This is a genomic window from Streptomyces lincolnensis (assembly GCF_001685355.1).
GTDB lineage: Bacteria > Actinomycetota > Actinomycetes > Streptomycetales > Streptomycetaceae > Streptomyces > Streptomyces lincolnensis.
In genome coordinates, this window is sequence record NZ_CP016438.1 from 9,907,608 (window position 1) to 9,920,327 (window position 12,720).

General features: G+C 69.9%; 6 protein-coding genes and 1 pseudogene. All 7 read right to left on the reverse strand.

Annotated elements, in window-relative coordinates:
• Positions 1-14 precede the first annotated feature (14 nt).
• The 7 genes and pseudogenes from SLINC_RS43735 to SLINC_RS43765 all read right to left on the reverse strand — a co-directional run bounded on the left by SLINC_RS43735 (position 15) and on the right by SLINC_RS43765 (position 12,691).
• Positions 15-2,156, reverse strand: coding sequence for an alpha-galactosidase (locus tag SLINC_RS43735; protein ID WP_067443999.1), 2,142 nt, complete (start codon positions 2,154-2,156; stop codon positions 15-17).
• Between the two features lie 85 nt (positions 2,157-2,241).
• On the reverse strand, positions 2,242-4,227 hold the full coding sequence (locus tag SLINC_RS43740; protein WP_067444001.1) for a beta-galactosidase: 1,986 nt from the start codon (positions 4,225-4,227) through the stop codon (positions 2,242-2,244).
• Positions 4,228-4,517: 290 nt separating this feature from the next.
• A pseudogene (locus tag SLINC_RS43745) lies at positions 4,518-6,413 on the reverse strand (beta-L-arabinofuranosidase domain-containing protein); the annotation flags it as partial.
• Between the two features lie 91 nt (positions 6,414-6,504).
• Positions 6,505-7,611, reverse strand: coding sequence for an SGNH/GDSL hydrolase family protein (locus tag SLINC_RS43750; protein WP_067444003.1), 1,107 nt, complete (start codon positions 7,609-7,611; stop codon positions 6,505-6,507).
• Positions 7,612-7,660: 49 nt separating this feature from the next.
• Positions 7,661-9,214 carry an RICIN domain-containing protein gene (locus SLINC_RS46840; RefSeq protein ID WP_079165008.1) on the reverse strand — a complete coding sequence of 518 codons (1,554 nt, stop codon included), beginning with the start codon at positions 9,212-9,214 and terminating at the stop codon, positions 7,661-7,663.
• A 72-nt stretch (positions 9,215-9,286) separates the two neighbouring features.
• Positions 9,287-11,518, reverse strand: a complete 2,232-nt coding sequence (locus SLINC_RS43760; protein WP_067444005.1) for an alpha-L-fucosidase — start codon at positions 11,516-11,518, stop codon at positions 9,287-9,289.
• A 207-nt stretch (positions 11,519-11,725) separates the two neighbouring features.
• Positions 11,726-12,691: a glycoside hydrolase family 6 protein gene (locus SLINC_RS43765; RefSeq protein ID WP_067444007.1), complete on the reverse strand. Its 966-nt coding sequence runs from the start codon at positions 12,689-12,691 to the stop codon at positions 11,726-11,728.
• Between the last annotated feature and the right edge of the window lie 29 nt (positions 12,692-12,720).

Genomic DNA, 12,720 nt, shown 5'->3' on the forward strand with positions numbered 1-12,720 from the left:
CGGGCGTGGGTGGTTCAGGGAGCGTCGGGGGCCGTGGGGGTGATGCGGAGCAGGACGGCGGACGGTGCGGTGGGCAGGGTCAGGCTCAGCTCGGCGGTGTCGGGTGTCCAGGCGGAAACGGCCCGGCTGACCGAGGGGTAGAGCAGGTCGACACCGGCGGCGGTGTCCCGCAGGTGGGGCAGGTGAAGCGTCGCCGTGGCGTCGGTTCCGGGGCGGCGCCAGACGGTGAGGTACGTGGTGGCCGGAGACCGCAGGGCCAGGGCGATCCAGGGGTCGTCCCAGGCGGGAAGGCCCAGTGGCCAGGACGGCACGGCTTGCGGCAGGTCGGCGCGGATGGCCTTGTACGCGGCTACCGCCTCGTGGACCAGGGCGCGGGCTTCAGGCTCGAGTTCGGGAATGCGGCCGGAGAGATGGATCCGGCCGAGGAGCGCGTTGGCCATGGTGAAGGCCACCTCGTCGAGGGAGTCCTCCGGCTGGGGGTATGCCCAGACGGCGCCCTGTTCGGGCGTGGCGGCGGTGGGCGCGGAGGCCGCGATGGGCGCGTAGTGCTGGAGGTTCTGCTGATCGCTCGTGGACTGCAATTGCATCCGGGACAGCAGGGCGTGGTCCCAGCGCATGCCGCCGGAGGCGCAGTTCTCCACCACCAGGTGCGGGTAGCGGTCCAGGATGCCGTCGAGCCAGTCGAGGTGCGCCCGGTTGTGACCGAGCAGGCCGGCGGCCGGGGTCTCGCCCGGGTGGTCGCTCGTGCCGGAGCCGGGGTCGATGTTGTGGTCGAGCTTGAGGTAGCCGACGCCCCACTCGCCGACCAGGCGGTCCACGACCTTGTCCAGGTGGGCACGGGCGGCCGGGTGGCGCAGGTCCAGGTGGTGCCGGCCGTTCTCCGTGACGCGGACGCCTTCGCGGCGGAAGAACGCCTCGTCGGGCAGGGACGTGGCCATGGGACTGCTTACGCCGATCACCTCCGGTTCCAGCCACAGGCCGGGAACCATGCCGCGTTCCCGGATGCGGTCCAGCACCTCGTGGATCCCCTTCTCCCCGGGGAAACGTGAGGCGGCCGGTTCCCAGGCGCCGACGGTGTTCCACCAGCCGCCGTTGTCGCCGTCGTACCAGCCGGCGTCGATCACGAAGTACTCCGCGCCCGCGTCGGCCGCCGCGTCGATGTGCGGCAGCAGCTTCTCGGTCGTGGGGTCGCCCATCAGGCAGTTCATGTAGTCGTTGAAGATGACGGGCAGGCGCTGGTGGTCGGCGTGCGGGCGGCGCTGGGCGCGGCGGTAGCGGGTCAGCGCGGCGAACGCGGCGTCGGGGCCGCCGTCCGCGCTGAAGGACAGTGCGGCGGGTACGGTGCGGAAGACGGCGCCGGGTTCGAGGGGGTGCCGCCAGCCGTGGTGGGTGTCGGTGGGGCCGAACAGCGCTGCGTAGGCCGCCTTGTCCTGCTCTTCGCATTCCCAGCTCCAGCCCCCGCCGTTGTGCTCGATCTGCCACACCCAGGTGCGGCCGGAGCGGCGGTCCGTCAGGCCGCCCATGGGCAGGTGTCCGCAACTGGACCAGGTGCGCTGTCCATTGAGGGCGAAGCCGGATTTGCCGTGCCCGTTGGTCACCCGTCCGCCGTGGGCCGGTGTGGTCAGGCGCATCGGCTGTCGCTGCCAACGGCATTCGGCGAGCCAGTCGTTGTCCACCCACAGGAGGTCCGCGGCGTCGATGGCCGCCGGATCCTGGGGGGTCAGGCAGCCCACCACGAGCGAGCTGACCGACTCCAGGTGCAGCGTGGCCTGCCCCTCGTTGCGCAGGGTCACCTCGCTGCGGAGCACGGGGATGCCGTCCGGTGATCGGTAGGTCACCTCCGCGGCCAGACCGGTTTCCGGATCGTGGAGGTGCACGGTCAGGGTGTGCCAGTCGCCGTCGTGGGTCGCCCGGTGGGACTGGTGGCGCAGACGCCCGCCGAGGTTGGTGCCCACGAGGCGGTTGCCCGACCAGCCACGGCCGTGGCCCGCGGCCGTCACCTCCACCAGGGGCAGCGGAGGCGGGGAGGGCTGCTCAGGACGTGGTCCGTCGGGGAGGCCGATGTGGGTGAGGTGGGCGGTGCCGTCTTCGCCGACGCCGATCTCGACCTGAAGGGCCTGGTGACCCCATCGGAGGGTCTGCGGTGCGCTGGTCATGGGAAGCCTTTCTGGCGGGGGAGAGGGGGACGGTGCCCTGTGCCGTGTGCTCTGTGCCGGGTGCTCCGGCCTCTGGACTCTGGGCTCAGGCGATACGGAGTACGGCGCAGCCGCCGCCGGGCAGTTCGGACACCGTGCCGCCCGTGAGCAGGTCATGGGCGGGCTCGGGCAGGGGCACGGGTTCGGGGCCGTGGCTGATCAGGAAGCGCCAGCGGCGTCCGTCCGGAGCGTGCCGGGTGACGGCCTCGACCTGCGGGGGCAGGCCCGGAAGCGCGGGGCCCACGCCGGCCTCGTCGAGCAGCCGGGCGACCAGGGCGCCGTAGCCGGCGTCGGTGAGGTGGGTCGAGAGGTACCACCCCTGTCCGGTGCCGAAGTGGTGACGGGTCAGCGCCGGGCTGCCGTTGAGCATCCCGTGGGTGTAGGCGGCGAGCGTCTCGGCGCCCTCGGTGCGCAGGGACTCGCTCCAGGCGGTGCCCTGGGTGCCGTCTGACAGGGTGATCATCTCGCTGCGCCGCAGCGGCCGGTACTCCTCGACGCGGATGCCCAGCGCCTCGCGCAGAGGAGCGGCCGGGTAGCCGCCGAGGCGGGCGTGGAGACGCTCGTCGACATAGCCGCTCGCGTGCTGGACGAGGAGCGTCCCGCCGCCGGCGACGTACCGGCGCAGATTCTCGGCCGCCCGGTCGGAGAGGAGGAACAGGGCCGGTGCGACGACGAGGCGGTAGCGGCCCACCTCGTGTGCGGGGTGGGCGAAGTCGACCGTGACGCCGGCGTCCCACAGCGCGCGGTGTGCCCGGCCGAGTGTCGCGTGGTAGTCGAGTTCCGCGGAGGGCAGGCCGTCCACGTCGAGTGCCCACCACGCGTCCGGGTCGTGCAGGACGGCCACCTGCGCGGACACCGTCGATCCCGCCAGCTCGCCGAGGCGGGCGACCGCCTCCCCGGTCGTTGTGACCTCGCGGAAGATCCGGCTGTCGGGTCCCGCGTGCGGAACCATCGCCGAGTGCCAGGTCTCGGCGCCGGCCCGGGACTGGCGCCACTGGAAGAAGAGGGCTCCGTCCGAGCCGCGGGCGATGTGGCCGAGGGTGTGGCGCAGGATGTCACCGGGGTCCTTGGCGAGGACCCGGTCGCCGTCGTAGACGGTGCTCGTGCCCTGCTCCATCAGCAGCCAGGGACGACCGCCGCCCAGGGAGCGGGCGCGGTCCGCGTGGAAGGCGACGTCGGCGGCGGCGGACAGGCCGGGCGCGCCGGGGTACTGGTCGATGGTGACCACGTCGAGTTCCCGGGCCAGCGCCCACACGTCGATGTTCTGGTACGCGGGCAGCATCAGGTTGGTCGTCACCGGCCGGTCGCTGTGCGCGCGGATCGCGTCCCGCTGCTCGCGGTAGGCGGCGGTGACCTCGTCGGCCCAGAAGCGGCGGAAGTCCAGTTCCTGGCCGGGGTTCTTGTGCCAGTTCGTCGCACGCGGTGGCAGCACCTGTTCCCAGGAGGTGTAGCGCTGACTCCAGAAGGCCGTTCCCCAGGCCTCGTTGAGGGCGTCGAGCGAGCCGTGGCGGGCGCGCAGCCACACCCGGAAGGAGGCCGCCGTGTGGTCGCAGTAGCACAGGGTGGCGTACTCGTTGTGGACGTGCCACAGCGCGAGGGCGGGATGGTCGCCGTAGCGTTCGGCGAGCGCCCCGGCGATCCGGCGCGCCGAGTCGCGGTACGCGGGTGCGGTGAGGCAGTACGTGTCCCGGCTGCCGTGGACGAGCCGCGTGCCGTCGGGCCGGACCATCAGCGCGTCCGGATGGGCCAGGGTGAACCAGGGCGGCGGGGACGCGGTGGGGGTGGCCAGGTCGACGGCCACGCCGTTCGCGTGCAGGCGCTCCAGATGGGCATCCAGCCACGCGAAGTCGTAGTGGCCCTCCTCCGGCTCCAACAGCGCCCAGGAGAAGACGCCGACGGTGGCCAGATTGACCCGGGCCCGGCGCATCAGCTCGTCGTCCTCCTTCCATACCGGCTCGTCCCACTGCTCGGGGTTGTAGTCCCCGCCGAAGGCCAGGCCACCCAGGCGGTCGGTGATGCTGCGAGTCGTCATGGCGGTTCCTCGGTACGGGGAATCGGGCCGCTCGCCCGGCGAGCCGCTACGCGGCCTCGCTGCGGCCGCTTCTGCGATCGAGGGCCGCTGCGTTGTCGAAGCGCTTCACTTCCAGACGCAAGGCAAGGGGCAAGCGTCATGCGAAACAAGGGCTTCCATGGTGAGAAGCCCTTTGCTACTTGCCTGTTATCAGCCTGCCAGAAAAGAAGGCCGTGTTGAAGCGCTTCGACAATGTCGCTTCAGAGCCCTGGAACGAGGTCGGCGGTGGCCTGGTCGGTCTACGGACGGACGGTGCCGCCGGTGGCCCAGTAGACCGTGTAGTTGTGGCCGTGCGCGTCGTGGAACGGGCCCAGGTGGACGCTGGAGCCGTTGGCGGTGGCGGTGAAGGCGAGTGAACTGCTGCTGGTCCGGGTGATCGAGGACGTGTTCAGCGTCGGGAGGGAGCTGAGCGAGGAGTTGCCGTAGTTGCCGGACAGGACCACCGGGCCGTAGGTGATCGCGGCGACGTTCGCGTTGTCGTTGGCCGCTCGCATGATGATCCGCATGGGCAGGCGGACGGTGACCGTGTCGCCGGAGGTCCAGGAGCGGCTCAGGGTCGCGTAGCTGCCGGGGGCGGTGGCGATGGGTTGCACGACGCCGTTGACGCTGACCGTGGCCCCGGTGGTCCAGGCCGGGATGCGGATGCGCATCGCCCAGGTTCCGCCGACATTGCCGGTGACGTGGAGGGTGGTGGTGTCGCTGCTCGGGTACGACGTGGTCTGGGTGACGGTGATTCCGCGCTCCGACCAGGTGAGCACCGAGGGCACGAACAGGTTCACGATCAGCGTGCTGTCGCTGCGGAAGTAGAGGGAGTCCATCAGCCTGGTGTGCATCTCCAGGCCCGTGCCCTGGCAGCACCAGAAGGTGCCGTAGTCGGTGCTCCAGGTGCCGCCGCCCCACGCCGGGCCCACACCGCGTCGGCCTCCCGGGTTGAGCGGGGTGAAGTAGGTGACGTGGCCGTGATTGTCGGCCGGGTTCTGCTGGCCGATCATCTGGTTCAGCCAGGCCCGCTCGTAGTAGTCGAACAGTGCTGCCCGGTTCGGGTCCAGCGCGAACAGTTCCCGGGTGAGGGTGAGCATGTTGAAGGTGTTGCAGCTTTCGCACGTGTCCTGGTTCAGGTAGCCGGCGATGGCGTTCGGGGCCCGGAAACGCTCCGCCTGGCTGTTGCCGCCGATGGCATAGGTGTGCGCGCTGACGCAGAAGTTCCACGCGTTGGTGGCGATGTCCCGGTAGCGGGTGGTGCCGGTGGCCTTGTACTCCCGGGCGGCCCCGATCCACTTGGGGACCTGAGTGTTGGCGTGCAGTCCGTTGAGCCGGTCCTGGTTGGACGCCAGCGGGTCGAACACCGCGGCGTGGTCGAACCGTTGGGCGACGGTGAGCCACCGCGCGTCGCCGGTCTGCTGGTAGAGATCGGTCAGCACGGTGTTCATGCCGCCGAACTCGGTCTGCAGCATGGTCTGCATCTGCTGGCCGCTCAGCCGGCCGGTGCGCCGATCGACCCATCCTGCCAGGGCGAGCAGCACGTCCCGGGCCTGTGTGCTGCCGATGTGGCGCCATACGTCCAGCAGGCCCACGAGGGTCTTGTGGATGGTGTAGTACGGCACGTTGCCGTTGTTCAGGGTCCGCTGTTCGAGAGCGGTGAAGTCGGACTCGGGGTAGCCGGAGAGATACCCGGCGCTGAAACCGGCGGCGCTGTTGTTGGCCTGACATCTGGCCAGTCCCGCGACCATGCTGGTGGCCTTGTCCCGGCAGACGGTGTCCCCGGTCACGGCGTACAGCTGCGCCCACGCCGTGAGGAAGTGCCCCTGGACGTGGGTGCGGAAGGGGAACGTCGGCGCGTCCCAACCGCCGTTGGCGGCCGCGCCGTTGGTGGACAGCCGGTGGTTGGCGCGGAAGTTGTATAGGAGCCGGTCGACGTCGACGAACCGCAGGTAGTTCCGCGTGCGGTTCTGGTTGTCCAGCCACCGGCTCGCGGTGAGCCGGACCTGGCCGAGTGCGAAGGGGTGCGCGGAGACTCCGATGTCGGCCCTTGCGGGAGGAATGGCCGCGTGGGCGGGAGAACCGCCGAGGAAGGATCCGGTGGCAGAGGCGGCGGCGGTGGCCCCGGCTAATTGCAGGAGGTGCCGTCGGCTGATGGAGAAAGACATGGCGCACCCTTTCGGAGACGGGAAAGCGATGGCACGGTCGAACGGCTGCCGGGACCCGAGCTCGGACAGGGTTCGGGTCCCGGTGCGCGGGTCATCCGGCGGTCAGCGTGGTCCACTTCTGGTTGGCGGCGCCGTTGCAGTCCCACAGCTGGAGCTGTGTGCCGTCGGCCGTGGCCGAACCCGGCACGTCGAGGCAGCGGCCGGAGGCGGGGTTGCGGTAGCCGCCGTTGTGGGGCTGCCAGACCTGGTTGGCGCCGCCGGTGCAGTTCCAGGTCTGCACCTTGGTGCCGTTGGTGGTGCCCCAGCCGGCGGCGTCGAGGCACTTGCCCATGGAGCGCAGGGTGCCGTCGGTGTAGGCGGACCAGACCTGGTTGGCACCGCCGCCGCAGCCCCAGATCTGGACGGCGGCCCCGTCGGCGGTGCTGGCGCCGTTGACATCCAGGCACTTGCCGGCGAGGCCGGACTGCACGCGTGCGGGGGCGGGAGCGGGGTTCCTCAGCCACCCGGCGCTGTCCGCGGTCCGGATGCCCCGGTGGAAGGCGTCGGCCATCTTCTGGTAGCCCGAGTCGTTGGGGTGCAGGGCGTCGGCCAGGTCGGCCGTGGTCAGGTTGCCCATGTCCACGTACGCGACGTGCTTGCCCGCAGCCTGGGCGTCGCTCACGATGCGGGGGATGGCCTGGTTGTACGCGGCACGGTGCTGCTCCTCCGAGCCGCTGGTGGACACGACCAGGGAGGCCACGAGGACCGTCGCGTCGGGAGCGCCGGCGGTGATCTGGTCGACCAGCGACTTCAGCCGGGCGGTGGCGGTGGAGACCTGGTAGCTCTCGTTGAGGTCGTTGGTGCCGATCATCAGCGTCACGACGTTGGGGCGGTAGCGGGTCAGCGAGGCGTCGGTGAGGGCGGCGATCTGGTGGATCTTGTATCCGGGGTGACCTTGGTTGTCGGGGTCGGACATGGAACCGCTGCGTGCGGTGCCCACGAAGTCCAGCGGATGGCCGTCGGTCGCGAGCATGTTCCACAACGGGGCCCGGTATCCGTTGCCCGAACTGCTGCCCACACCCCAGGTGATCGAGTCGCCCAGCGGCATGACCCGCAAGGGTGTGGTCGGGGCGGCGGAGGCAGGGGTCACCCCGGCCGTCGTCACCCCGAGCGCGGCGGTGACGAGCGTGATCAGGGGGAGAAGCCAAGGCTTTCTCATGCACGCGTCCTCTTCTGCGAGTGATGGCTCGATCGACGGGGTCGCCCCGTCACCAACCTGTCGGCAGGCCGGTGATGAACGAGGTCAGGCGGTCGGAGATGACTCGGTCGTCGTGGGCCGAGTAGTGCCAGTCGCAGCCGAGGAAGTCCAGGCCCGAGTCGTCGAGGAACCAGTAGCGGACCCGGCTGTCGCCGGCGTCGTTGCGCGACTTGACCACCTGCTGGACATGGCCGGCGTACTGCCCGGCACCCACCGCCACGATGGTCGTGTCGGCCCCGTAGCGTGTGCGCAGCTTCTGGACGAAGTCGTTGTAGGCGCTGCGGTAGGCGGCCGCGAAGTTGTCCGGCGTCCAGGGTTCACCGGGTTTGATGGCGGTCGAGAAGTCGTTGGTGCCGAGGTTGACCACCACGACCTGGGGGCGCCAGGTGCCCGGGTTCTGCCAGACGTCGCCCGGCACGTTCAGCAGGGCACGGTCGTAGAAGGTGCGGTACGTGACGTCCGGCCTTCCGCCGTCGTAGTTGCGCACCATGCCGAGGCCCGAGTAGCCGTTGATCTGGTAGTCGGCGTTCAGTCGCCGGGCGGTGAGGGCGCCGTAGCTCACATCGGAGTTGGTGGTCCGCTTGAGCTGGTCCGCGGTGCAGGTGCGCGAGGTCGAGAGGTTGCCGTAGCCCACCGTGAGGGAGTCGCCGACGAACTCGATCTGGCGGCTGCGGGCGGCCGGTTTGCCCAGTACGGCACCGCCGGGCGCGGCGACGAAGCCTCCGAAGGCGCTGGTGTTCCCCGGGGTGTCGTTGCGTTTGACGAGCCGGACGGTGTGGGTGCTGTTCGACAGGCCGTTGATCCAGTGCGTGGTGTTGCCGGGTGTGACGAGTGTGGCGACGGTGGTTCCGTCGACCTGGACGTCGTAGTCGGCGGCCGAGTCGTTGAGCACGATGCCCACGCCGGTGCCCCTGACACGGCCCTCGAAGTACACGCCGGGCCAGCTGTACTGCACGGTGTTTCCGGCGTCCTTGACCCGCCCCGCGGTGTGCACCTGTGCGAGCACTCCTGTGGCGCGGACGAGTTGCCATTGCTGGTTGGCCCCGCCCCGGTCGGTGAACTGCACGGCCCGGGCGCCGTCCGCGGTGGAGGCGTTCTGGATCTCGACGGCCTTGCCACTGCCCCGGTTGATCAGCCGCACGTACCCGTCCGGGGAATCGGCCGGCCGGAACTGCTGGTTGGCGCCGTTGAGGTCGCTCCACTGCACGATGCCCGCGTGATCGGCCGAGGAGTGGTTCAACACGTCCAGCACCTTGCCCGAGTGCTGCGCCTTCAACCGGTAGTAGCCACCACCGGAGTCCACGAACCGGAACCGCTGATGGGCACCGTCGTGACGGGACCACTGCGCCACCCCCGCCCCGTCCGCGGCACTTGCGCCGGACACATCCAGCACCTTGCCGCTGCCCCGGTTCACCAGCACATACCACGCACCCGTATCGACACTCGCCGCATGCGCCGTCCCGGCGGCACCCACACCGGACAGCAGCGCCGCCACCAAAGCGACCACCGCCGCCCACACCCCCGCACGCCACCCACGTCTCCACCACGCGGCGCTGACTGGCATACGCATGCCGGCTCTTCGCATTCGTGTCCCTTTCGCTGAGTGTGGCCTGCCCCGCTGCGGGATCGCGTTCGGCTACAGCGCGGTGAAGCTCCACAACAGGTTGGTGCTGCTGCCGTAGGTCCACTGCTTGGTGCCGGAGCCCGAGGAGACGTTGCCGCCGCCGTCCAGGACCAGGCCGGTGGTGCGGTTGGCGATCGAGTAGCGGTCGCCGCCCCGGTGGGTGATGGTCCACTGCTGGTTGGTGCCGCCGTTCCAGGCGGCCTGCCGGGCGGCGGAGCCGTCGGCGGTGGCGCCCCAGCCGTCGGCGACCATGCCGTTGGTGCGGTTGACCAGCCGGTAGTAGCCGCCCTCGACCCACTCCGCCCGCCACTGGAGGTTGCTGTCGCCGTTCCAGGTCCACTGCTTGAGGCCGGAGCCGGAGGCGACGTTGCCACCGCTGTCCAGGGCGAGGCCGTTGGTGGCGTTGGTGATCCGGAAGTGCGTCGCCGGATCGAACTGGACCCTCAGCGAGGCGATCCGGTCGTTGTTGCCGGTGCTCCTGAGGTCGGGGTTGTCGGCGGTGAACGTCCAGGAGGTGCCGGAGAAGTCGTCTCCGGAGTAGCCGATCACCTGGTAGCCGGGGGCCGGCCGGAGGGAGGACAGGGTGCGCGGGCCCGGTCCGGCCGCGGTCAGGTCGGCCGCGGTGTAGTCGCCGACGGTGAGGACGGCGGCCTCGCCGGTGTAGTTGACGTCCGTGAAGGCGATGGCGCCGGCCAGCGGCCGCAATCCGGGGATCGCGCCGGAGAAGGTGAGCTTCAGGACGTAGGCGTTGGCGCTGTACGGCGCGGAGGACGGCAGGGTGATCGTGAGACCGGAGGCGCTCTGGAGGGGCGTGGGCAGGTCGATGTAGGTGTCGGCGCTGGTCCCGAGGAGCTTCACCGAGACCAGCGACGAGAGGTTGATCCGGTCCGAGCCGAGGGTCTTGATCGTCAGCGAACTGCCGGGCCAGCCCAGGGCGGTGGCGTACAGGACGTTGTCGGCCTTGTTGCGGGTGAAGCGGATGTCCTGCGGGGTGCCGGCGTGCGGGGTGGTGAAGGAACCGCCGCCCATCTTCGTCGGGCCCTCGCCGTACGCCGTCCAGGCGCGGGTCGCGTACACCGACTCGCCGAAGCGCTTCAGGTGGTCTCCGATGGCGAGCAGGATGTCCTTCTGCGCCTGGGGGATGGTGCCGTCGGCCATCGGCGCGATGTTGAGCAGCACGTTGCCGTTCTTGCTGACCCGGTCGAGGAACGAGTGCAGCATCTGCTGGGCGGTGTAGTAGCCGATGCCCCGGGTGTAGCACCAGCTGCTGCTGGAGACGCTGTCGTCGGTCAGCCAGTACGGGGTGGTGAGATCGGCCGGGCCGCCGCGCTCGTAGTCGAACACCTCGCCCTTGCCGTTCATGCCGTCCTTGTACGTGGTGACGACCTCGCGGCCCCAGCTGTCCGCCTGGTTGTAGTAGTACGCCAGGAAGTTCAGGCGCTGTTGCTCGTCGACGGCGTCCAGATTGAAGTCCTGCCACAGGATGTCGGGCTGGGCGCGGTCGACGACCTCTTTGAGCTTGTCGAACCAGAGTTGGTTCGCCGCGGCCGAATCCAGTTGTCCGTAGAGCTTCTTGAGGCTGCTGTCGGTCTGAGCGGGGGCGAACTCGTAGAAGCCGGTGAAGTTGTACGCGTGGTGCATGGCCACCAGCAGCTTCAGGCCCTTGGCGCGGATGGCCGTGGAGAACAGCCGCAGCAGGTCGAGACGAGGGCCCTTGTCCACCGAGTTCCACTCGTTGGCCTGGCTGTCCCACATGGAGAAGCCGTCGTGGTGCTCGGCGACCGGGCCGGCGAACCTGGCGCCGGCGTCGACGAACAGCTGCACCCACTCCTCGGGGTCGAACTTCCCGCCGGCCGACTTCAGCTTCGGGGCGAACTCCACGGTGTTGCCCGCCAGGTCCCGTGCTCCGTTGATGAAGTTGTGGTACGGCCACGCCGATGGCCGGCCGTAGGTCGCGATGTGGTGCTGGTTGGCGTTGTTCCCACTCTCGTACATGTTGCGCGGGTACCACTCGTTGCCGAAGGCGGGGACGCTGAAGACGCCCCAGTGGAAGTAGATCCCGAACTTCGCGTCCTGGAACCACTCCGGAGCCGGCGGGTGCTGGTCGACCGAGTTCCAGTCGGGCGTGTACGTGCTGGGCGCCGCCTCGGCGACCGCGGCACCGAACACATCTCCCGCAACGGCCGCCGCGGCCACGCCGGTGGCGGAGGCCAGCAGCTGGCGTCTGTTGATCGAGCTCGACATGGACACATCCCTGATGCGGAAGGGGGTGGGGGGAATGCAGGGCCACGGAAGAAGGTCGACCATGTCGCCATGGGATGTCAACCAGGGTGCAGGGATGAAAGCACCACATGTCCGAGAGGTTTGCGCCACTTGTTGCACCTTTTGTGTGTATTACGCGCGCCCAGACATGCGATGTCTGGGCGCACGTCGACGCTCTGCCGCTGCGACTCAGTAGCCGTGGATCATCTTGTAGGCGACCTCGGGCAGGAACTGTCCGGCCGAGGAACCGGCTCCCACGCCGCAGTTGCCGTCGGACTCACCCGGAACCTTGATCCACAACAGCATCTCGGCGCCTCCGCCCAGCATGGTGGGGGTGCCGATACGGCGGCCCGAGGGGTTGCACCACTGGCCGTTGGAGCCGTTGCCGTTGCGGCTGGTGTCCACCACGAACGGCTTGGTGTAGCCGTACCGGGCGCTCAGTTCCCTGTTGACGGCGTTGCCGTACGCGGTGTTCTCGGCCGTGGTCAGGTAGTTGGAGATGTTGAGCGAGAAGCCGTGCGCCTGTCGGACGCCGGCTTCGTGGAGGCGCTGGGCCATGGCCGCCGCGCTCGCCCAGGCCGGGTTGCCGGCGTCGAGATAGACCCAGGTGTTGGGAGCCTGGCGGTTGAACTCGGCGAGCGCCCCGGTGAGCATGGCCTCGCGTTCGTCGATCTGGGCCTGGTTCATACAGCCGTAGTCCCCGAGGGAGTCCGGTTCGAGGAGGACGAGGGCCGGGCGCCCCGCGATCCCACCCGCGAACTGGGCGATCCAGTTGCGGTAGGCGGACGGCGAGGAGGCTCCGCCCGCGGAGTGCCCGCCGCAGTAGTCGCGGTGGTAGATGTTGTAGGCGACGAGGAGGGGCAGCTTGTCCCGGGCGTCCGCGGCGCCCACGTACGAACCGGTCGCGCTGCCTATGGTGCCGCTCCAGGAGCCGAACCAGCGGGCGGTCGGGGTGTTGGCGATGGAGGAGTTGATCGCAGACGCCCGGCCGTCACCGGGGTTCGCGGCGGTCCACCGCTTCGCGCTGGAGTCGGGGTCCACGTAGAACCCGTTGGTCATGGTCGTCGGATCGGCCGCGTGCGCGGGCGGCGCGGCGGCGAGCGCCAGCGGCAGCGAGGAGAGCGCTGCCGCCAGGGCGAGCAGTCTGCGGCGCATGACGGTACCTCGGTTCTCTGAGGGGCAGG

Bases quoted from the DNA above. Each gene is read 5' to 3' on its own strand.
- SLINC_RS43735 (WP_067443999.1), bottom strand. From the start codon at position 2,156: ATGACCAGCGCACCGCAGACCCTCCGATGGGGTCACCAGGCCCTTCAG.
- SLINC_RS43740 (WP_067444001.1), bottom strand. From the start codon at position 4,227: ATGACGACTCGCAGCATCACCGACCGCCTGGGTGGCCTGGCCTTCGGC.
- SLINC_RS43750 (WP_067444003.1), bottom strand. From the start codon at position 7,611: ATGAGAAAGCCTTGGCTTCTCCCCCTGATCACGCTCGTCACCGCCGCG.
- SLINC_RS46840 (WP_079165008.1), bottom strand. From the start codon at position 9,214: ATGCCAGTCAGCGCCGCGTGGTGGAGACGTGGGTGGCGTGCGGGGGTG.
- SLINC_RS43760 (WP_067444005.1), bottom strand. From the start codon at position 11,518: ATGTCGAGCTCGATCAACAGACGCCAGCTGCTGGCCTCCGCCACCGGC.
- SLINC_RS43765 (WP_067444007.1), bottom strand. From the start codon at position 12,691: ATGCGCCGCAGACTGCTCGCCCTGGCGGCAGCGCTCTCCTCGCTGCCG.